This window comes from Pseudomonas sp. RC3H12 (assembly GCF_018596375.1).
Lineage (GTDB): Bacteria > Pseudomonadota > Gammaproteobacteria > Pseudomonadales > Pseudomonadaceae > Aquipseudomonas.
The window spans coordinates 2,653,571-2,674,530 of sequence record NZ_CP075595.1; the positions used below are offsets into that span (position 1 = coordinate 2,653,571).

At 62.9% G+C, this 20,960-nt stretch carries 18 protein-coding genes and 3 pseudogenes; 11 read left to right on the forward strand and 10 right to left on the reverse strand.

Annotated elements, in window-relative coordinates; genetic code table 11:
• Positions 1–134 precede the first annotated feature (134 nt).
• From KHO27_RS12005 to KHO27_RS12015, 3 genes are all read left to right on the forward strand, one after another.
• Positions 135–1,223, forward strand: coding sequence for an asparaginase (locus tag KHO27_RS12005; RefSeq protein WP_110704619.1), 1,089 nt, complete (start codon positions 135–137; stop codon positions 1,221–1,223).
• Between the two features lie 225 nt (positions 1,224–1,448).
• Positions 1,449–1,691, forward strand: coding sequence for a DUF1654 domain-containing protein (locus KHO27_RS12010; protein WP_046855153.1), 243 nt, complete (start codon positions 1,449–1,451; stop codon positions 1,689–1,691).
• Positions 1,692–1,697: 6 nt separating this feature from the next.
• On the forward strand, positions 1,698–2,387 hold the full coding sequence (locus tag KHO27_RS12015; RefSeq protein WP_046855152.1) for an endonuclease: 690 nt from the start codon (positions 1,698–1,700) through the stop codon (positions 2,385–2,387).
• Between the two features lie 6 nt (positions 2,388–2,393).
• Here the strand turns inward: KHO27_RS12015 and KHO27_RS12020 are convergent, their stop codons facing one another.
• Positions 2,394–2,819, reverse strand: coding sequence for a bifunctional (p)ppGpp synthetase/guanosine-3',5'-bis(diphosphate) 3'-pyrophosphohydrolase (locus KHO27_RS12020; protein ID WP_023631215.1), 426 nt, complete (start codon positions 2,817–2,819; stop codon positions 2,394–2,396).
• A 265-nt stretch (positions 2,820–3,084) separates the two neighbouring features.
• Between KHO27_RS12020 and KHO27_RS12025 the strand changes: the two genes are divergently transcribed.
• Together KHO27_RS12025 and KHO27_RS12030 are read left to right on the forward strand one after the other, a co-directional pair.
• Positions 3,085–4,497 carry a purine-cytosine permease family protein gene (locus tag KHO27_RS12025; protein WP_214501877.1) on the forward strand — a complete coding sequence of 471 codons (1,413 nt, stop codon included), beginning with the start codon at positions 3,085–3,087 and terminating at the stop codon, positions 4,495–4,497.
• 62 nt (positions 4,498–4,559) lie between these two features.
• Positions 4,560–4,813: pseudogene (locus KHO27_RS12030) on the forward strand (SPFH domain-containing protein); the annotation flags it as partial.
• Between the two features lie 441 nt (positions 4,814–5,254).
• Here KHO27_RS12030 and KHO27_RS12035 read toward each other — a convergent pair.
• The 3 genes and pseudogenes from KHO27_RS12035 to KHO27_RS12040 all read right to left on the reverse strand — a co-directional run bounded on the left by KHO27_RS12035 (position 5,255) and on the right by KHO27_RS12040 (position 8,075).
• Positions 5,255–6,223, reverse strand: coding sequence for a hypothetical protein (locus tag KHO27_RS12035; protein ID WP_352165425.1), 969 nt, complete (start codon positions 6,221–6,223; stop codon positions 5,255–5,257).
• A gap of 255 nt (positions 6,224–6,478) precedes the next feature.
• Positions 6,479–6,667 (reverse strand): annotated as a pseudogene (locus tag KHO27_RS26390) (PAAR domain-containing protein); the annotation flags it as partial.
• Between the two features lie 178 nt (positions 6,668–6,845).
• Positions 6,846–8,075 (reverse strand): acyl-CoA dehydrogenase, encoded by a 1,230-nt coding sequence (locus KHO27_RS12040; protein ID WP_214501879.1) that lies wholly within the window; start codon positions 8,073–8,075, stop codon positions 6,846–6,848.
• 140 nt (positions 8,076–8,215) lie between these two features.
• Between KHO27_RS12040 and KHO27_RS12045 the strand changes: the two genes are divergently transcribed.
• Positions 8,216–9,157 (forward strand): LysR family transcriptional regulator, encoded by a 942-nt coding sequence (locus tag KHO27_RS12045; RefSeq protein WP_102682867.1) that lies wholly within the window; start codon positions 8,216–8,218, stop codon positions 9,155–9,157.
• Positions 9,158–9,202: 45 nt separating this feature from the next.
• A complete protein-coding gene (locus KHO27_RS12050; RefSeq protein ID WP_094011402.1) occupies positions 9,203–9,421 on the forward strand; it encodes a DUF2970 domain-containing protein in 219 nt (72 codons plus the stop codon).
• A gap of 297 nt (positions 9,422–9,718) precedes the next feature.
• On the opposite strand, the gene KHO27_RS12055 is transcribed toward KHO27_RS12050, so the two are convergent.
• Positions 9,719–10,795, reverse strand: coding sequence for an ABC transporter substrate-binding protein (locus KHO27_RS12055; RefSeq protein WP_214501880.1), 1,077 nt, complete (start codon positions 10,793–10,795; stop codon positions 9,719–9,721).
• Positions 10,796–11,011: 216 nt separating this feature from the next.
• Here KHO27_RS12055 and KHO27_RS12060 point away from each other — a divergent pair, with 216 nt between their 5' ends.
• Both KHO27_RS12060 and KHO27_RS12065 read left to right on the forward strand, forming a co-directional pair.
• A complete protein-coding gene (locus KHO27_RS12060; RefSeq protein WP_110703625.1) occupies positions 11,012–12,664 on the forward strand; it encodes a nitrite/sulfite reductase in 1,653 nt (550 codons plus the stop codon).
• Entirely contained in the window at positions 12,648–13,142 is a 495-nt protein-coding gene (locus tag KHO27_RS12065; RefSeq protein WP_023629994.1) for a DUF934 domain-containing protein, read from the forward strand. Before KHO27_RS12060 ends, KHO27_RS12065 begins: the two co-directional genes overlap by 17 nt.
• Before the next feature lie 73 nt (positions 13,143–13,215).
• Here KHO27_RS12065 and KHO27_RS12070 read toward each other — a convergent pair.
• A pseudogene (locus KHO27_RS12070) lies at positions 13,216–13,587 on the reverse strand (helix-turn-helix domain-containing protein); the annotation flags it as partial.
• Positions 13,588–13,858: 271 nt separating this feature from the next.
• On the opposite strand from KHO27_RS12070, the gene dkgB reads away from it, so the two are divergent.
• Together dkgB and KHO27_RS12080 are read left to right on the forward strand one after the other, a co-directional pair.
• Positions 13,859–14,662: a 2,5-didehydrogluconate reductase DkgB gene (gene dkgB / locus KHO27_RS12075; protein WP_214501881.1), complete on the forward strand. Its 804-nt coding sequence runs from the start codon at positions 13,859–13,861 to the stop codon at positions 14,660–14,662.
• Between the two features lie 58 nt (positions 14,663–14,720).
• A complete protein-coding gene (locus KHO27_RS12080; RefSeq protein WP_214501882.1) occupies positions 14,721–15,902 on the forward strand; it encodes an MFS transporter in 1,182 nt (393 codons plus the stop codon).
• A 72-nt stretch (positions 15,903–15,974) separates the two neighbouring features.
• On the opposite strand, the gene ahpF is transcribed toward KHO27_RS12080, so the two are convergent.
• From ahpF to galU, 4 genes are all read right to left on the reverse strand, one after another.
• Entirely contained in the window at positions 15,975–17,537 is a 1,563-nt protein-coding gene (ahpF, locus tag KHO27_RS12085; RefSeq protein ID WP_214501883.1) for an alkyl hydroperoxide reductase subunit F, read from the reverse strand.
• A 137-nt stretch (positions 17,538–17,674) separates the two neighbouring features.
• The gene (gene ahpC, locus KHO27_RS12090; RefSeq protein ID WP_023631141.1) at positions 17,675–18,238 is read right to left on the reverse strand and encodes an alkyl hydroperoxide reductase subunit C; all 564 of its coding nucleotides are present in this window, start codon (positions 18,236–18,238) and stop codon (positions 17,675–17,677) included.
• Positions 18,239–18,494: 256 nt separating this feature from the next.
• Positions 18,495–19,850, reverse strand: a complete 1,356-nt coding sequence (gene gorA, locus KHO27_RS12095; protein WP_046855136.1) for a glutathione-disulfide reductase — start codon at positions 19,848–19,850, stop codon at positions 18,495–18,497.
• A 98-nt stretch (positions 19,851–19,948) separates the two neighbouring features.
• The gene (galU, locus tag KHO27_RS12100; protein ID WP_023631140.1) at positions 19,949–20,788 is read right to left on the reverse strand and encodes a UTP--glucose-1-phosphate uridylyltransferase GalU; all 840 of its coding nucleotides are present in this window, start codon (positions 20,786–20,788) and stop codon (positions 19,949–19,951) included.
• Between the last annotated feature and the right edge of the window lie 172 nt (positions 20,789–20,960).

Consider the following 20,960-nt stretch of genomic DNA (forward strand, 5'->3'; position numbering starts at 1 on the left):
GGTCTCATCGAGTACTCCCAGTCAGAACAGGGGTTTAAAGATGAAATGCGACGAACGGTAGTTGATGGTACGAAATCTGCCTTATAGCCGTGCGACATACGCACATCTCACCCAGGAAGAGAGAAGCAGTAATGATGAAATCCGCTATCAAGACCTTCGCACCGAGCGCCCTGGCGCTGCTGTTGGTACTGCCGACCGGCGTTTCCGCCAAGGAAGCCGCGCAACAACAGAAACTCGCCAACGTGGTCATCCTCGCCACCGGCGGCACCATCGCCGGCGCTGGCGCCAGCGCCGCCAACAGCGCCACCTACCAGGCCGCCAAGGTAGGCATCGACAAGCTGATCGCCGGCGTGCCGGAGCTGAAGGACCTGGCCAACGTGCGCGGCGAGCAGGTGATGCAGGTCGCCTCGGAAAGCATCGGCAACGACGACCTGCTCAAGCTGGGCAAGCGCGTCGCCGAACTGGCCGACAGCAAGGACGTCGATGGCATCGTCATCACCCACGGCACCGACACCCTGGAAGAAACCGCCTACTTCCTCAACCTGGTGGAGAAGACCGACAAGCCGATCATCGTGGTCGGTTCGATGCGTCCGGGCACCGCGATGTCCGCCGACGGCATGCTCAACCTGTACAACGCCGTGGCCGTGGCCAGCAGCAAGGACGCCCGTGGCAAGGGCGTGCTGGTGACCATGAACGACGAGATCCAGTCCGGCCGCGACGTGAGCAAGGCGGTCAACATCAAGACCGAAGCCTTCAAGAGCCAGTGGGGCCCGCTGGGCATGGTGGTCGAAGGCAAGTCGTACTTCTTCCGCCTGCCGGCCAAGCGCCACACCGTCAACTCCGAGTTCGACATCAAGACCATCAGCAAGCTGCCGGCCGTGGATATCGCCTACGGCTACGGCAACGTGACCGACACCGCCTACAAGGCGCTGGCCCAGGGTGGCGCGAAGGCGATCATCCACGCCGGTACCGGTAATGGCTCGGTGTCGTCGCGCGTGGTGCCGGCGCTGCAGGAGCTGCGCAAGGAAGGCGTGCAGATCATCCGTTCGTCCCACGTCAACCAGGGCGGCTTCGTGCTGCGCAATGCCGAACAGCCTGACGACAAGAACGACTGGGTCGTGGCCCATGACCTGAACCCGCAGAAGGCGCGGATCCTGGCTATGGTCGCAATGACCAAGACCCAGGACAGCAAAGAGCTGCAGCGGATCTTCTGGGAATACTGATCGGCATGCACCTCGGGCTGGCGTGTTGAACATACCGGCCCATCGCGGGGCCAGCCCGCCCCCACAGGTCTGCGGCGACTTTGTGGGAGCGGGCTGGCCCCGCAATACCTTCGATGGAACCAATCCCTCTACCACGGTCTTATACGGCTTTCATCCTACCTGCTGTTGCGAAATGACTTACAGTGAAATACTGTATGCACATACAGCAAAACAAGGAACAGCCCCGTGGCCAAACCCGCCCCAGCGTCGCCAAGCAGTTATGAACTACTGGGTCAGCGCATCCAGAAGATCATCAACAGCCCCACCGCCCAGCGCAGCCGCGCCGCCCTGATCTTCCGCCTGGAGCACGAATCGCCTGACGACTGGGCCACGCTGCTCGAGGAAATCGCCGAGAACGACAACGTCACCCTCGCCCACCGCGACGATGGCGGCGTGCAGGTGTTCTGGACCGTGCCGAAGGAAGACTGATTGCACATGAGAGTTTCGCTTTTCGCTGCCTGCCTGCTGCTGCTCACACCCCTCGCCCACGCCGACGCCCCGCGCACCTTCCAGGAGGCCAAGAAGGTCGCCTGGAAGCTGTACGCGCCGCAGTCCACCGAGTTCTATTGCGGCTGCAAGTACCAGGGCAACAAGGTCGACCTGGCGTCCTGTGGCTATGCGCCGCGCAAGAACCTCAACCGTGCCTCGCGCATCGAGTGGGAGCACATTGTCCCGGCCTGGCAGATCGGCCATCAGCGCCAGTGCTGGCAGGATGGTGGGCGCAAGAACTGCTCGCGCAACGACAAGGTCTACCAGCGGGCCGAGGCCGACCTGCACAACCTGGTGCCGAGCATCGGCGAGGTCAACGGCGACCGCAGCAACTTCAGCTTCGGCTGGTTGCCCGAGCAGCATGGCCAGTACGGCAGTTGCCTGACCCAGGTCGACTTCAAGGCCAAGAAGGTCATGCCACGCCCGTCGATCCGCGGAATGATCGCGCGCACCTACTTCTACATGAGCAAACAGTACGACCTGCGCCTGTCCAAACAGGACCGCCAGTTGTTCGAGGCCTGGAACAAGACCTACCCGCCGCAGGCCTGGGAACTGCAGCGCAACCAGCAAGTGGCATGCGTGATGGGGCGCGGCAACGCCTTCGTCGGCCCGGTCAACCTCAAGGCCTGCGGCTGAAGGCCTTCAGGCCAGCGTCTGCAGGTAGGCGCTGGCCTGCTGGTAACGGCAGAGCCGGGCCACATCGGCCGGGCCTGGGCAGGGGATGCGCGAAAGGTCGCTGTTGTCGGCCAGGTCCGCCAGCTTCACCTGGCGCGCCAAGGGGTCCACACCCAGGCGAATGACGAACGCCTCGTAGCTCTCGCCCTCGCGCCGGCTCAGCGCCAGCAGCGCGGCGAGGATCTTCAGCGGAAAACCTTCTCGGGCGAGGTCGGCCAGGGTCAGCGGCGTGTCTTCCAGCACATCGTGCAACACCGCGACGATGCGCTGCTCAGGGGTGATCACCCGCCCCATCACCCGCAGCGGGTGAAGGATGTAAGCCGCCCCGCCTTTGTCGAACTGCCCTTCGTGTGCCTTGATGGCCATCGCGATGGCCCGCTCCAGCGTCGCCATGAGGCGCTCCCCCACTCAACCCGCGCACTAGACAGCATAGCCGCTGCGCCACAGGCGTGTTCACGCCTGCGCATCATGGCGGCGGGCTTGTGCCTCCGCCGCCCAAGCTTTTGCCAGCCTTAGGTTTTTTAAGGCTCATGAGCACAAATTTACTAATTTCTCGATCCCCGCCCGCGCCGCATCATCGCGCCAACAAGAACGCGTCGCCCCTTGCCGGCACGCACCCGGGCAACACCCGATGCCCCACCTTGCCTTGGAGTCAGTCATGACCAGTGCAGCCAATTCGGCACCCCTCATCGAGAAACACACGATCGGCTACGTGCCGCCGCAAGACCGCCATGGAAAGGTAAGGGATCTGTTCACACTGTGGTTCGGCGGCAACATCGCGCCGCTGCCCATCGTCACCGGCGCGCTGGGCGTGCAGTTGTTCCACCTCAACCTGGTGTGGGGCGTCGTCGCCATCCTGGTCGGCCATCTGCTCGGCGGCGTGCTCATGGCCCTGCATTCAGCGCAGGGCCCGCAGATGGGCATCCCGCAGATGATCCAGAGCCGCGCCCAGTTCGGTTCGCTCGGCGCCCTGCTGGTAGTGGTGATCGCCGGGGTGATGTACATCGGCTTCTTCGCCTCCAACATCGTCCTGGCCGGCAAGTCGCTGCATGGCGTGGTCGAGACGGTGCCGGTTTCCGTGGGCATCGTCATCGGCGCATTGGGCTCCGGCATCATCGGCATCATCGGCTACCGCTTCATCCACGTGCTCAACCGCATCGGTACCTGGGTACTGGGTGTTGGCATCGTGGTCGGCTTCGGCTACATCTTCAGCCATGTGCAGAGCGACGACTTCCTCACCCGTGGCGGCTTCAACCTGGCCGGCTGGCTGGCCACCGTGTCCCTGGCGGCGCTGTGGCAGATCGCCTTCGCGCCCTACGTGTCGGACTACTCGCGCTACCTGCCGGCCGACGTGAAGGTTTCCGCGACCTTCTGGACCACCTACCTGGGCTCGGCCCTGGGCTCGAGCCTGTCGTTCATCTTCGGCGCGGTGGCGGTGCTGGCGATTCCTGCCGGGATGGACACCATGGACGCGGTCAAGCTTGCCACCGGCACCCTCGGCCCACTGATGCTGGTGCTGTTCCTGCTCAGCGTGATCAGCCACAACGCGCTCAACCTGTACGGCGCGGTGCTGTCGATCATCACCCTGGTGCAGACCTTCGCCTACCGCTGGATCCCCACTGCCAAGAGCCGCGCCGTGCTGTCGCTGGTCGTCCTGGCGGCCTGCTGCGTGGTGGCGGTGTTCGCCTCGGCGGACTTCATCGGCCACTTCGTCGACATGGTGCTGGTGTTGCTGGTGGTGCTGGTGCCGTGGACGGCGATCAACCTGATCGACTTCTATGTCATCCACAAGGGCGACTACGATATCGACTCGATCTTCAAGGTCGACGGCGGCATCTACGGCCGCTACAACCCCCAGGCACTGATCGCCTACGCGGTGGGTATCGTGGTGCAGATCCCGTTCATGAACACGCCGCTGTATGTCGGGCCGGTGTCCGCGCACATCAACGGCGCCGACCTGTCGTGGCTGGTAGGGTTGGCGATCACCTCGCCGCTGTACTGGTGGCTGGCCAGCCGCGACAGTGCGTATCGTCGTCGGCAGATGGGTGCGAAGCTGGCGGCGGGGGTCTGAGTCCGCCGGGCTGAAAATTGACAAGAGGACCCGCTGCGGCGGGTCTTTTGCCCTTGCCAGGCAAGCAGGCGCTGGCCGAGCTGGCCGTAGCGCGGCAGAACCGGCTCAGGGAAGAAGAAGAGAAGGAGCTGGTCTCCGCCCGCGACGCCAAAGACGTCGAGGCCAAGCACCAGCAGACCGAACGTACCACCGAAGCCGAGACCGAGAAGCAGCTCACGCTAATCAACGTCGAACGGGAAAACGTCGGGCCGAGAGCGGCAAGCAAACCGCCGAGTTGCTTCGTGACTGCTGCAACTCCGCAGTTCAATCCGCACGGCAAGCTTCATGAAGCCTACTTTTAAGATGTCCGGGAAATGGTAAATCCATCAGTCTGCTCGTGTGAACGTCAACAGCCAAATTGCAAGCACCAACCACAAAAAACCGGCAAGAGACAACCATGCAGAAACCACCATAAGTCGCCGAAGACCATGAGGAAACCTCCTAATTTCCTCCTCCTCGAAAAGCCCTTTCCTAACAACATAAGACGGACAGAGAAACGCCCCACTTATCGTATTCACCAAATGCCACCTATATTTGAAACTCGCCTCATCGAGATAACGCCTCTGCTGTTCAACCCACACGCTTTTAGGTAGCGCCCCAATCACTTGGCGATAACATTCACCGCGAGCAAGGAAAATACTCATAATTAGTCCGATTAAACAGCATATAAATGGCACCCCCATGAATATAAAAGCCCAACCTGACGACCAGAAACTACTCATTTCGCCCGCCACTCATATAAGAACTCTCCCAACCACTCGCCTCCCTTGCCAAGGTTTGAGGCTCCCAGATAGGAACCAGCCCCCACCAGAACCACACCACAAACAGCACCACCTATACCGGCTGTAGCTGCACCTACGGCTCCACATGTAAATGTGGCTACCAAGCTACCTGCTTTAGCACCATAAATTCCCCCGACCACTCCACCAGAAAAATTTCCGACCTCGGTAAAACGAACTTTCCTGCAGGCCTCGACGCTCCCTGCCCTGCAAACCTGTTGCACTTTCAAATAGGAAGACGTCGCCCCCAAGCCCACTGCCACATGCCCCCCATACTTCAAATATTTCGACATCTTCGCCACTTCATCCAAATGCGTCGCATACCCCGGTATCGCTCCCGGCGTGCCAGCCTTGGACCAGTGATGGACGAGGCTTTTAGTAGAGATATTCAAGCTCTTACGCAGGCTTTCATGCCCACCGAGGTTCAAATATTTGCCTAGAAACGCACTACGTAGCTGCGCATTCAATTGCTGATAGAGCTCTCGACGTGATTCGAAGAATTGCGGGCTATTGAGATGCCCATGCAAGGTGAACTCGCGCTGATGCAGGCTTTCCAGCCCCTTGAGCGTATCTCCCACCTGCCCCAGCCCGCGCGACAGCATGTCCTTGCCCACGCCCATGGATTGACTCGCGCCATTGAGCACTCCGGCTACCTCGCCAATGTGCTGCATCATGAAGTTGGCCTCCTGCTCGTCGAGCACAGCCAGTGCCTCCCGCGCCCGCTGCGCCGCAGCCATCAGGTCGGCTTCCTCGCGGGTGCAGGCGTGGTGGTTGTCGGGGTCACCGAGGACAAAGATTTCACCGGCCTTGAAACCTTGGTCGAAGGTAGGGTTCAGGCGCTGGATGCGTGCAATAGGCAGTGTGCTGTCCTGCGCCAACAACTGCGCCAGTACCTGAGGGCCGGACATGCTACGGGGAACGATATGAAAACCGGGTTCCAACCCGACTTGCGCAGACGCGATAGCGCCAGGCATCTGTGCGTTGGCTTGGGCATGGAGAGTGCGGGCGCCGGGGACCGTCGCCGCGTTTGTCTGCCTGCCATGCATGGGATGACGGCATGGCGCCATTCCACCCAAAGGAGCAACCACCCTGTTACTGCCGTTCGGGCAGCCACAGGCAACCAGTGAACCATCCATCGCCAGTGGCTGACCGTCGGAAATCCACCCGAGGTAACCCTCTACAACGACGCCAGGTTGGCAGCAGAGCGGACATTCGGTAGTCGAGTCCCCGACCCGCAGGACCTTTCGCCCATCACAGATGTAACCCTCACCGCTGGCAATGCAGATTGCACCCGTGGTGGTGACATCGCCATCTACTGCCTGGCCTTTCCCGTCAAGACTAACGCGATACATGAGCAGGTTCCTTTTGCGCTGAAAGCTCAAGAACCTAACAAATGAAGTTCGCCCTGTTACCCGAGAAAAAGTGAAAGAAACATTTCCTACTTTGACTAGAGAAAAGTCTTAAAACCAACCCTGTAACCAGCCTGTTCAGGCGTGCAGCCTAACCTGAGCGGGCTGGTCACAATGCCCTTCAGTGCCCGCTACGCAACATTTCCTTCGGCACATACTTGCCAATCTCATACTTGCCAATCGCCGCCCGGTGCACCTCATCCGGCCCGTCGGCCAGGCGCAGGGTGCGCTGCATCGCGTACATGTAGGCCAGCGGGAAATCACCGCTCACCCCTGCCCCGCCATGGATCTGGATCGCCCGGTCGATCACCTTCAGTGCCACGTTCGGCGCCACCACCTTGATCTGGGCGATCTCGCTGCGGGCCACCTTGTTGCCGACGGTGTCCATCATGTACGCGGCCTTCAGGGTCAGCAGCCGGGCCATGTCGATCTCCATCCGCGAGTCGGCGATCTTGTCGACGTTGCCCCCCAGCCGTGCCAGCGGCCGGCCGAAGGCAGTGCGTTCGACCGAGCGCTTGCACATCAGCTCCAGGGCGCGTTCGGCCATGCCGACCGAGCGCATGCAATGGTGGATGCGCCCAGGCCCGAGGCGGCCCTGGGCGATCTCGAAGCCACGGCCCTCGCCGAGGAGCACGTTCTCGTAAGGCACTCGCACGTTCTCGAACAACACTTCGGCGTGGCCGTGGGGCGCGTCGTCGTAGCCGAACACCGGCAGTGGGCGGACGATCTTCACGCCAGCTGCGTCGGTGGGCACCAGGATCATCGAGTGCTGTTGGTGACGCTGCCCCTCCGGGTTGGACAGGCCCATGAAGATCATCACCTTGCAGCGCGGGTCACAGGCGCCGGAGGTCCACCACTTGCGGCCGTTGATCACCCACTCGTCACCGTCACGCACGGCGGTGGCAGCCATGTTGGTGGCATCCGATGAGGCCACGTCCGGCTCGGTCATGGCGAACGCCGAACGGATCTCGCCACGCAGTAGCGGCTCGAGCCACTGGCGTTTCTGCGCCTCGCTGCCGTAGCGCACCAGCACTTCCATGTTGCCGGTGTCCGGCGCCGAGCAATTGAACGGCTCGGGCCCCAGCAGCGAACGGCCCATGATCTCGGCCAGCGGCGCGTACTCAAGGTTGCTCAGCCCTGCGCCGTACTCGGACTCGGGCAGGAACAGGTTCCACAGTCCCTCGGCGCGGGCCTTGGCCTTGAGTTCCTCCATGATCGCGGTGGGCTGCCAGCGGTCGCCCTCGGCGACCTGTCGCTCGAACACCGGCTCGGCCGGATAGACGTATGCATCCATGAATGCGCTGACGCGCTCGCGCAGTGCCTGGACCTTGGGCGAATAGGCGAAATCCATCGGGGCTACCTTCCGTCAATGAAGAACATGGACCTGAGCCTAGAACAGCCACCCTTCATCCACCTAGTCTATTTTCTTCGTGTATAAACATTCATAACCAATATATGATCGATCCATAACTCCAACAAAGAGCGGCGCCCATGAACCTCAGCAAGGTCGACCTCAACCTGTTTATCGTCTTCGACGCGATCTACACCGAAGCCAACCTGACCCGCGCCGGGCAAATCGTCGGCATCACCCAGCCGGCGGTGTCCAACGCCCTGTCACGCCTGCGCGAGACGTTCAACGACCCGCTGTTCGTGCGCACCGCCCAAGGCATGGTGCCCACGCCCATGGCGCAGAACATCATCGGCCCGGTACGCAACGCACTGTCGCTGCTGCGCACCTCGGTACAGGAAAGCCGCATCTTCACCCCGCTGCAGGCGAGCAAGACCTTCCGCATCAGCATGACCGACCTCACCGAGGCGGTGATTCTGCCGCCGCTGTTCCAGCGCCTGCGGCGGCTCGCGCCAGCCCTGGTGATCGAGAGCTTCCTGTGCAAGCGCCGCGAGACCACCAAGGAACTGGCCGCCGGGCGCCTGGACTTCGCCGTCGACGCGCCGCTGAACACCGACCCGCAGGTGCGTCACGTCAAGCTCATGCAGGACCGTTATGTCTGCGCCATGCGCCCCGGCCACCCACACGCCGACAGCAAGCTGAGCCTGGACAACTACCTGGCCATGACCCACATCCATATCTCCAGCCGCCGTAACGGCCTGGGCTACGTGGACCTGGCCCTGGGCAAGATGGGCGTGCAGCGCCGTGTCGCCCTGCGTTCGCAGCACTACCTGATGGCCTCCCAGGTACTGCAGCAGACCGACATGGTGATGACCGTGCCCGAGCGTTTCGCCCGCCGCCACCAGTTGCGCCACCAACCCCTGCCGGTGGAGGTACCGGCGCTGGAGACCCACCTGTACTGGCACGAAAGCACCGACCAGGACCCGGCCAACCGCTGGATGCGCGAGCAGATCATCGAGCTGTGCGAGCGGGTGGTGGCCCAGGATGAGCAGGAACAGGCAAGCCCGGCAATCGCATCGGCCTGAGTCGCCTACACTGTCGATGATTGCCTCTGAACCCAGGAGCCACTCATGGACGACAGCCAACATGGCAAGCCACCGACCTTCTGGCAGATGCTGCAGAGCATCCTTGCCGCGGCGTTTGGCGTGCAAAGCGGCAAGAACCGCGCCCGCGACTTCACCTACGGCAAGGCCAGCCATTTCATCGTGATGGGGACAGTGTTCACGCTGATCTTCATCTTCGTGCTGATCGGCCTGGTGCAGCTGGCGATGCACCTGACGGCGCGCTAGTCGCGCCGGGCACTACTGCTTGGCTAAACGCAATCCGCCCGCGGATATCCCTTCCGCGGGCGGTTCAGGTGTTTCTCACGGTCTTGAGCAGTTATCCGCTATTGATGGCTGACCCAGTACACCGCGGCGACCACCACCAGCACGATCAGACACAGGATCGCCCAGGCATCGACACTGCTGTCAGCTTTGCGGACCTTGGTAGAGTTTCCCATTGCATTGCCTCTTGTAGTGGTTATGGGAATGCACTTCACAAGCAGCAGTTAAGTCCAGCAATGCCCATCGCTCAAGCAGGGTCTTTCAATACTCGACGGGTGACGTGAGAAACGGGTAGCGGAAATCCGCTGGCCGCCCTTCGGCACTGAAACGGTGGAAGTCGATACCGTGGCCATCCTGCTCCAGCAGCTTGAGCCAGCGCCGCGCCTTGGCCGGGTCGATCAGTTGCAGGGCGGGCGCGCTGTGCTCGCGCTGGCCGTCGCGGTCCACCGCCAGCCCTTGGGCATCGTCATGCAACATGACCATGGCCCAGCCGCCCAAGGTGAAATGCCCACCCATGAGCACGCTCAAACGCCCGTCGATTCGCGCACGCAGGGCCTCCGGCGAGCTGTTGACCGCACTGAACAGGGCATCGCGCCCCGGCACCTTGCCCAGCGTCTCGAACGCCTGCATGGCACCGAACGCCATCTGGTCGTTGGCCGCCCACACCAGACGGGTGTCGGGGTAGCGCTCGAGCAGCATCTGCGCCTGTTCGAAGGCGCGCTTGCGGCTCCAGCCGCCGTATACCACCTGGCGCAGGCGCACCCGGGGGCACTCGGCCAGTGCCCGGCGCATGCCCTGCACGCGCAGCTGCGAAGCCGGCGTGGTCTTGACCCCGGCGAAGGCCAGCAGGTCGACCGGCCCGGCTTCGGCAGGCAGTTGCGCCACCAGCGCCTTGAGCATCTGGTAGCCGGCCTCCTCGTCGTTGCTGACCAACGTGCCGAGTACTTCAGGATATTTGTCCGGCTGCGCCTGGACGCTGTGTGCCTGGCTGTCGGTGAGGCCGTTGTTGACCAGGAACAGCTTGACCCCGGTGCCCCGCGACAAGCGGATGATCTCCGGCGCGACGTACAGCTCGTTGACCAGCACCAGATAGTCCGGGCGCTGCGGTCCTTGCAGCACCTCCCGAGCCTGGTTCAGCGCTAGGTCGGCACGACGCTCGCTGTACTGCACGCGCAAGGTCATGCCCAGGTCGCTGGCGGCGGCCTGCATGAAACGTGAATAGTCAACCCAGAACGTTTCATCGGAGTAGCCCGGGTTGATAAATACCACCGAAGCGGCCTGCGCGCTCGCTGCCAGTGGCAGGCTCAGGCACAGGCTCTGGCACAAGGCCTTGAGCATGCTGTTACTTCCCTGCGAAGCAAACCCCGGATTATAGCCCTGCGATGTACCGCAACGGACAAATGCCAGTCAGTCTCACTTAGTCCAAATGGTTCTTTTCATATGCAAAAACATCACTTTAGCGCATAAACCCACTCTGCTATCGTTCCTCCGCTCCGCCCCGGAGTGCGCGGCCGTGCGCGCGATTAGCTGCATGCAGCCTGAGACAGGACTTATATGTACGTATACGACGAGTACGATCAGCGGATCATCGAGGACCGCGTCAAGCAGTTCCGTGATCAGACCCGCCGCTACCTGGCCGGTGAGCTGAGCGAAGAAGAATTCCGCCCTCTGCGCCTGCAGAACGGCCTGTATATCCAACGTTTCGCGCCGATGTTGCGAGTCGCCGTGCCCTATGGCCAGCTGAACGCACGTCAGGCCCGCATGCTGGCGAAGATCGCCCGCGACTACGACAAGGGCTATGCGCACATCAGCACGCGCCAGAACGTGCAGTACAACTGGCCGGCGCTCGAAGACATCCCCGAGATCCTCGCCGAGCTGGCCACCGTGCAGATGCACGCGATCCAGACCAGCGGCAACTGCCTGCGCAACGTCACCACCGACCAGTTCGCCGGTGTCGCCGCCGACGAGCTGGTCGACCCGCGCCCGTGGTGCGAGATCGTCCGCCAGTGGACCACCTTCCACCCGGAATTCGCCTACCTGCCACGCAAGTTCAAGATCGCCGTCAACGGTTCGAGCGATGACCGCGCCGCCATCGAGGTGCACGACATCGGCCTGGAGCCGGTGCGCAACGCCGCAGGCGAACTGGGCTTCCGCGTATTGGTCGGAGGCGGCCTGGGCCGTACCCCGGTGATCGGCGCATTCATCAACGAGTTCCTGCCCTGGCAGGACCTGCTCAGCTACCTGGACGCCATCCTGCGCGTGTACAACCGTTACGGCCGTCGTGACAACAAGTACAAGGCGCGGATCAAGATCCTGGTCAAGGCCCTCACCCCGGAAGTGTTCGCCGAGAAGGTCGAGGCCGAGATGGTCCACCTGCGTGGCGGCAACACCACCCTGACCGAGGCCGAAGTACAGCGCGTCGCCCGCCACTTCGTCGACCCCGAGTACCTGGCCCTGGACAACACCGACTTCAGCGCGCTGGACGCCGAGCACCCGGGCTTCGCCCGCTGGCGCTCGCGCAACACCCGTGCGCACAAGAAGCCGGGCTATGTCGCCGTGACCCTGTCGCTCAAGCCCACCGGCGTCGCCCCGGGCGACCTGACCGACAAGCAGCTCGACGCGGTCGCCGACCTGGCCGAGCGCTACAGCTTCGGCTACCTGCGCACCTCCCACGAGCAGAACATCATCCTCGCCGACGTCGAGCAGCGTCAGCTGCACGCGCTGTGGCTGGAACTGCGCGAGCAAGGCTTCGCCACCCCGAACATCGGCCTGCTGACCGACATCATCTGCTGCCCGGGCGGTGACTTCTGCTCGCTGGCCAACGCCAAGTCGATCCCGATCGCCGAGTCCATCCAGCGCCGCTTCGACGACCTGGACTACCTGTTCGACATCGGTGAGCTCGACCTGAACATTTCCGGCTGCATGAACGCCTGCGGCCACCACCACGTCGGCCACATCGGCATCCTTGGCGTGGACAAGAAGGGCGAGGAGTTCTACCAGGTCTCGCTGGGCGGCAATGCCGCGCGCGATGCCAGCCTGGGCAAGATCCTCGGCCCTTCCTTCGCCCAGGACGACATGGCCGACGTGATCGAGAAGCTGATCAATGTGTACGTCGAGCGGCGCACCGAAGACGAGCGCTTCATCGACACCTACCAGCGGATCGGCATCGACCCCTTCAAGGAACGCGTCTATGCAGCGAATCATTAAGAACAACCAGATCGTCGACGAAACCTGGCACTTGCTGCCCAAGGACGTCTCGATCGACGAACTGACCAACTGCGACGACTACATCGTGCCGCTGCAGCTGTGGCGCGACCATCCGAGCCTGCTCAAGGCCCGCGACGGCGGCCTGGGCATCTGGCTGGACAGCGACGAAGAAGCCGAGGAAATCGGCGAGCACGTCGAGCACTTCCAGGTGATCGCTCTGAACTTCCCGGCCTTCACCGACGGGCGCAGCTATTCCAACGCGCGCCTGCTGCGTGACCGCTACAAGTTCAAGGGCGAGCTGCGCGCCATTGGCGACGTGCTGCGCGACCAACTGTTCTACATGGCCCGCTGCGGTTTCGACGCGTTCGCCATCCGTGCCGACAAGGACCCGGAAGACGCGCTGCAGAGCCTGAAGGACTTCTCGGTGACCTACCAGGGCGCCACCGACGAGCCGCTGCCGCTGTTCCGCCGCCGCTGATCGTCGCCTGCTGCATTGAACGGCCCGCCTTATGGCGGGCCGTTTCATTTGCGGATCGGCTGCGCGCTAGCGCCTGCCAGTCCGGCCGCCGGCGCAACGCGCTGGGCGCATGCCCGAAGGCCCGGCGAAACGCCCGGCTGAACGCTTCCGGACTTTCGAAGCCCGCCGCCAGCGCCGCGTCCAGCACCGAGTATTCGGGCTGGCCGACCAACCGATGCGCGGCACGGCGCAGGCGCATCAGTTGCACATAACGGGCAACCGGGACGCCCACATAGGCACTGAACTGACGGTGAAAATGAAACGCCGAAAAATGTGCCACGGCGCTCAAGGTCTCCACCGACAGGTCACCTTCGAGGTTGTCCTCGATATAGGCCAGTACGGTCTCGAACCGTTGCTGGTAAAGGGCATTGACTGACAAATCAGGCTGCTCCTGGAAATACGGCAGGCCACAGCTTCGTCGATCCAGCCATGGCCACGCCTAGCCGCACTTGCTCAATCACAACATCCTCCGGTAACGCTGGCCTGACTGCGATTATCGGCCCGGCCGGTCTTATCCAGCGTATCCCTCCGCGGGTGAGCGCCATTATTGTCACGCACCGATCACAACCCAACCCTCCATTCATGACTCCAGCTCAAAGGATCTTGGTTTGTCGAGGCCTTAATCAATTCCGCCGAACCCTGCACACTGCACTCATTCACTCGACAGGAGCACATCCATGAGCATTCCATCCTTTGGCCTTGGCACATTCCGCCTCACCGGCCAGGCCGTCATCGACTCGGTCAGTGCGGCGCTGGAGCTGGGCTACCGCGCCATCGACACCGCGCAGATCTACAAGAACGAGGCCGAGGTCGGCCAGGCTATCGCCGCAAGCGGCGTGCCGCGCGACAAGCTGTTCATCACCACCAAGATCTGGGTCGACAACTACGCCGCCGACAAACTGATCCCCAGCCTGCGCGAGAGCCTGACCAAACTGCGCACCGAGCATGTCGACCTGCTGCTGATCCACTGGCCGGCCCCAGGCAATGGCGTCGAACTGCCCGAATACATGCAGGCCCTGGCCGAGGCCAAGCGCCAGGGCCTGACCCGCCAGATCGGCATCTCCAACTTCAATATCGAGCTGACCCGCCAGGCCATCGCCGTGGTCGGCCAGGGGGAGATCGCCACCAACCAGATCGAGCTCAGCCCGTATCTGCAAAACCGCAAGCTCACCGCCTTCCTCGCGGAACAAGGCATCGCCACAACCTCCTACATGACCCTGGCCTATGGCAAGGTCCTGAAGGATCCGCTACTGGCGCAAATCGCCGCCAAGCACAAGGCCACCGTGGCCCAGGTGGCCTTGGCCTGGGCATTGCAACTGGGCTACGCGGTGATCCCTTCATCGACCAAGCGCGAGAACCTGGCCAGCAACCTGCTCGCCCAGAGCCTGCGCCTGGACGCCGAAGACATGGCGCGCATCGCCACCCTGGAGCGTGACGGCCGTGAAGTCAGCCCGGACGGCCTGGCGCCGGCCTGGGACTGATATCCTTCGGGCATGGAGGCCCACCTCCCTGATTTCAAACGCTTTTTCGGAGCTCCCAATGAGCACGCTTTCCCCCAAACGGGTGCTGTTCGCCCTGGCCATCGGCGCCTTCGGCATCGGCACCACCGAGTTCACCCCCATGGGCCTGCTGCCAGTGATCGCCGATGGCGTCGGCGCCAGCATTCCCAGCGCGGGCATGCTGATCACCGCCTATGCCATCGGCGTCATGGTCGGCGCGCCGATCATGACCTTGCTGTTCAGCCGCTTCGGCAAGCGTGCCGCGCTGATGATGCTGATGGGCATCTTCACCCTGGGCAACCTGCTGTCGGCACTGTCGCCGGACTACTACACCCTGCTTGTCTCGCGCCTGATCACCAGCCTCAACCATGGCGCCTTCTTCGGCCTGGGCGCGGTGGTGGCCGCCAGCGTGGTGCCTCGGGACAAGCAGGCCAGCGCCGTGGCCACCATGTTCATGGGCCTGACCATCGCCAACATCGGCGGCGTGCCGGCCGCCACCTGGCTCGGCCAGCAGGTCGGCTGGCGCATGGCCTTTGCCGGCACCGCGGTGCTCGGCCTGCTGGCCATCGCCGCACTGTGGTATGCACTGCCCAAGGGCGAGCGCGGCAACGTGCCCCATGTCCGCAAGGAGCTGGCGGTAATCGCCCGTCCCAACGTGCTGCTGGCCATGGCCACCACCGTGCTCGGCGCAGGCGCCATGTTCACCCTGTACACCTATGTCGCGCCGGTGCTCGCCGAGCTGACCGGCGCCTCCGCCAGTTTCGTCACCCTCGGCCTGGTGCTGATTGGCGTCGGCTTCACCTTGGGCAACAGCCTGGGTGGCAAGCTGGCCGACTGGTCGCTGGACGGTGCCGCAAGGATCTTCCTCGGCGCACTGGCGGCGATCATGTTGCTGATGCCGCTGGTACTGGGCAGCCATGTCGGCGCGGCGCTCGCGCTGCTGGTCTGGGGGGTATTCACCTTCGCCGTGGTTCCGCCGCTGCAGATGCGGGTGATGATCGCCGCGGCCGAAGCGCCGGGGCTGGCGTCGTCGATCAACGTCGGCGCGTTCAACCTGGGCAATGCCGTGGGCGCGGCCCTGGGCGGCGCGGTGATCAGCCTGGATCTGGGCTACGCGGCGGTGCCGATGGCCGGCGGCCTGCTGGCGGCGGCCGGGTTGCTGCTGGTGTGGCTGGGCGGGCGTGGCAAGGCCACCGACGCGGCCTTGGGCAAACCGGCCTGAGACAGGCGACACCCACTAAAACGCCGCCATCCCCGAGGGATGGCGGCGTTTTTGCGTTGCACCCGCAGGCGGTCAGGCCGGGGCCGAAGTGCGGATCAGGTGATCGAAGGCGGCCAGCGACGCCTTGGCGCCCTCGCCCACTGCGATGACGATCTGCTTGTACGGCACCGTGGTCACGTCACCGGCAGCGAACACACCCGGGATGCTGGTCTGGCCCTTGGCGTCGACGATGATCTCGCCGCGCGGCGACAGCTCCACGGTGCCCTTGAGCCAGTCGGTGTTCGGCAGCAAGCCGATCTGCACGAAGATGCCTTCCAGTGCCAGGTCGTGCAACGCATCGGTGGCGCGGTCCTTGTAACGCAGGCCGGTGACCTTCTCGCCATCGCCGAGCACTTCGGTGGTCAGCGCGCTGGTGATCACCTTGACGTTCGGCAGGCTGTGCAGCTTGCGCTGCAGCACGGCATCGGCACGCAGCTGGCTGTCGAACTCGATCAGGGTCACCTGGGCAACGACACCGGCCAGGTCGATGGCCGCTTCCACGCCGGAGTTGCCGCCACCGATCACCGCCACGCGCTTGCCCTTGAACAGCGGGCCATCGCAGTGCGGGCAGTAGGCCACGCCGCGAGCGCGGTATTGCTGCTCGCCCGGGACGTTCATCTCACGCCAGCGGGCACCGGTGGCCAGGATCACGGTCTTGGCCTTGAGCGAGGCGCCCCCGGCCAGGCGCACTTCGTGCAGGCCGCCGCCGGTGGCCGGGATCAGCGCTTCGCCGCGCTGCAGGTTCATGATGTCGACGTCGTACTGCTTGACGTGCTCTTCCAGGGCCGTGGCCAGCTTCGGCCCTTCGGTCTCCTGCACCGAGATGAAGTTCTCGATGGCCAGGGTGTCGAGCACCTGCCCACCGAAACGCTCGGCAGCAACACCGGTCCGGATGCCCTTGCGCGCAGCGTAGATGGCCGCGGCAGCACCGGCCGGGCCACCGCCGACCACCAGCACGTCGAAGGCGTCCTTGGCATTGATCTTCTCGGCCTGGCGGGCACCGGCATTGGTGTCGATCTTGCCGAGGATCTCTTCCAGGCCCATACGCCCCTGGCCGAACACTTCGCCGTTCAGGTAGACGCTCGGCACCGCCATGATCTTGCGGCTTTCCACTTCGTCCTGGAACAGCGCACCATCGATGGCCACATGGCGCACGTTGGGGTTGAGCACCGCCATCAGGTTCAGCGCCTGGACTACGTCCGGGCAGTTCTGGCACGACAGCGAGAAGTAGGTTTCGAAGGTGAACTCACCTTCAAGCGCCTGGATCTGCTCGATCAATTCGGCACTGGCCTTGGAGGGGTGGCCACCGACTTGCAGCAGCGCCAGCACCAGGGAAGTGAATTCGTGGCCCATGGGGATGCCGGCAAAGCGCAGGCTGATGTCGGCGCCCGGGCGGTTCAGCGAGAACGAAGGCCGACGGGCGTCGGTGCCGTCCGCGGCGAAGGTAATCAGGTTCGACAGGCCGGCGATTTCCACCAGCAGGTCGTGCAATTCGCGGGACTTCGCGCCGTCGTCGAGGGAAGCAACGATCTCGATCGGCTGGGTGACCCGCTCCAGGTAGGTTTTCAGTTGCGATTTAAGCGTGGCGTCCAACATACGGGCGATTCCTTTTTCAAAACTCGGATACAAAAACGCCCAGGCGAGATCGCCCGGGCGTTTTTACGGGGCGGTAACTGCTTCAGCTTTGGCGGCTGCCTACCGCCCGCGATTGGCGCATGATCAAAGGCTTCGCTTTAGATCTTGCCGACCAGGTCCAGGGACGGTGCCAGAGTAGCTTCGCCTTCTTTCCACTTGGCCGGGCAGACTTCGCCTGGGTGAGCGGCAACGTACTGGGCAGCCTTCACTTTACGCAGCAGCTCGGCAGCATCGCGGCCTACACCACCGTCGTTCAGTTCGACGATCTTGATCTGGCCTTCCGGGTTGATCACGAAGGTACCGCGATCGGCCAGGCCGGCTTCCTCGATCAGCACGTCGAAGTTGCGCGAGATGACGTGGGTCGGGTCACCGATCAGCGGGTACTTGATCTTGCCGATGGTGTCCGAGGTGTCGTGCCAGGCTTTGTGGGTGAAGTGGGTGTCGGTGGACACGCCGTAGATTTCCACGCCCAGTTTCTGGAACTCGGCGTAGTTGTCGGCCAGGTCGCCCAGTTCGGTTGGGCAGACGAAGGTGAAGTCGGCTGGGTAGAAGAATACGACGGACCACTTGCCTTTCAGGTCGGCTTCGCTGACCTGGACGAACTCGCCGTTGTGGTAGGCGGTGGCGTTGAACGGTTTGACCTGGCTGTTGATGATAGGCATGAGAGACGCTCCTTCATGGATTGAATTTCAATGGGTTGAAATCAGTTGACGGAGAGAATCCTAACCGCTGGTCCCGTTAAAGGCTCATTGGCAAAGCTCATGCTTGCGATTGGTTTTGGCTATAAGGCGCGATTATTAATAGAAGGGATTGGGCTGAGCAAAGGATTGCGCGGGGTCAAAAGCATCGCGGGGCAAGCCCGCTCCCACGCCCGGCGATAACTGGCGTGGGAGCGGGCTTGCCCCGCGATAAGGCGTATCAGCGAGTGACGGTACGCATGGTCACGAACTCTTCGGCGGCGGTCGGGTGCACGCCGATGGTCTCGTCGAACTGCTGCTTGGTCGCGCCGGCCTTCAGGGCGATCCCCAGCCCCTGGATGATTTCACCGGCATCCGGGCCGACCATGTGGCAGCCCAGGACCTTGTCGGTCTCGGCGTCGACCACCAGCTTCATCAAGGTCTTCTCCTGGATGTCGGTGAGGGTCAGCTTCATCGCCCGGAAGCGGCTCTCGAAGATCTGCACCTTGTGCCCGGCGGCCAGCGCCTGTTCCTCGGTCAGGCCCACGGTGCCGATCGGTGGCTGGCTGAACACCGCTGTCGGGATGTTCTGGTAATCGACAGGCCGGTACTGCTCAGGCTTGAACAGACGTCGGGCCACAGCCATGCCTTCGGCCAGGGCCACCGGCGTCAGTTGCACCCGGCCGATCACATCGCCGATGGCCAGGATCGAAGGCTCGGTGGTCTGGAACTGCTCATCGACACGGATGAAACCACGCGGATCCAGCTCCACCCCGGTGTTTTCCAGGCCCAGGTTGTCCAACATCGGCCGCCGGCCGGTGGCGTAGAAGATGCAATCGGCCACCAGCTCGCGACCATCCTTGAGGGTGGCCTTGAGGCTGCCGTCATCGAGTTTGTCGATGCGCTGGATATCGGCGTTGAACTGAAGGTCCATGCCGCGCTTTTCCAGTTCTTCCTTCAGGTGCGTGCGCACCGAGCCGTCGAAACCGCGCAGGAACAGGTCGCCGCGATACAGCAGCGTGGTAGCGGCGCCCAGACCCTGGAAGATACCGGCGAACTCCACGGCGATATAACCGCCCCCCACTACCAGTACTCGACGTGGCAATGCCTTGAGGTAGAAGGCTTCGTTGGAGGTGATCGCCAGCTCCTTGCCGGGGATGTCGGGCACCTTTGGCCAGCCACCGGTGGCGATCAGGATGGTAGCCGCCGTATAACGTTGACCCTCGACCTCTACTTCATTGGCGCCGGTGATCCGGGCATGTCCCTGCAGCAGGGTGACGCCACTGTTGACCAGCAAGTTGCGATAGATGCCGTTGAGGCGCTCGATCTCGCGGTTCTTGTTGGCGATCAACGTACCCCAGTCGAAATGCCCCTCCTCGAGGGTCCAACCGAAGCCAGCGGCCTGTTCCAGCTCGTCGGCCACATGGGCGCCGTACACCAGCAGTTTCTTCGGCACGCAGCCGACATTGACGCAGGTGCCCCCCAGGTAACGGCTCTCGGCCACCGCCACCTTGGCACCGAAGCCCGCGGCGAATCGCGCCGCGCGCACACCGCCGGAACCGGCGCCAATCACGAACAGATCAAAATCGTAGGCCATGCATTCAGTCTCCTAGGCAGGCGCCCAGCATAGCGCCGTTACCTGCCACAGACAAAAAAGCCACCCCGAGGGGTGGCTTCTGGACCTGCCGGGCGAACTCAGTACGCCTTGCCAGTCTTGTAGTAGTTCTCGAAGCAGAAGTTGGTCGCGTCGATGTAACCCTCGGCGCCACCGCAGTCGAAACGCTTGCCCTTGAACTTGTAGGCGATCACACAGCCATCCTTGGCCTGTTGCAGCAGGGCGTCGGTGATCTGGATCTCGCCGCCCTTGCCAGGTTCGGTGTTGGCGATGATGTCGAAGATGTCCGGAGTCAGGATGTAGCGACCGATGATCGCCAGGTTCGACGGCGCGTCTTCCGGTTTCGGCTTCTCGACCATGTTGGTCACGCGGTAGATGTCGTCACGGATCATTTCGCCGGCGATCACACCGTACTTGTTGGTTTCCTGCGGGTCGACTTCCTGGATGGCAACGATCGAGCAGCGGTACTGCTTGAACAGTTTGACCATCTGGGTCAATACGCCGTCACCTTCCGGGTTGACGCACAGGTCGTCGGCCAGCACCACGGCGAACGGCTCGTCGCCGATCAGCGGGCGGCCGGTCAAGATCGCATGGCCCAGGCCTTTCATTTCGGTCTGGCGGGTGTAGGAGAACGAGCACTCGTCGAGCAGACGACGGATGCCGACCAGGTACTTCTCCTTGTCGGTGCCCTTGATCTGGTTTTCCAGCTCGTAGCTGATGTCGAAGTGGTCTTCCAGGGCACGCTTGCCACGGCCGGTGACGATGGAGATCTCGCTGAGGCCAGCGTCCAGCGCTTCTTCAACGCCATACTGGATCAGTGGCTTGTTGACCACCGGCAGCATTTCCTTGGGCATGGCTTTGGTAGCGGGCAGGAAGCGGGTGCCGTAACCGGCTGCCGGGAACAAGCATTTCTTGATCATATACGTCCTTAACAAGGGCTTTGCGTACGAAATTCGGCGCAGTCTAATCAGGCGGCGGTCACCTTACAATGCCCCCCGCGCTGGCCGATGCCATCATAGAGATATTCCAGTGTAGATAGTTCCTGAAGGCCGTGAATTTTAAGCGCCTGGCGGCGTCATGGCGGGACGGGCC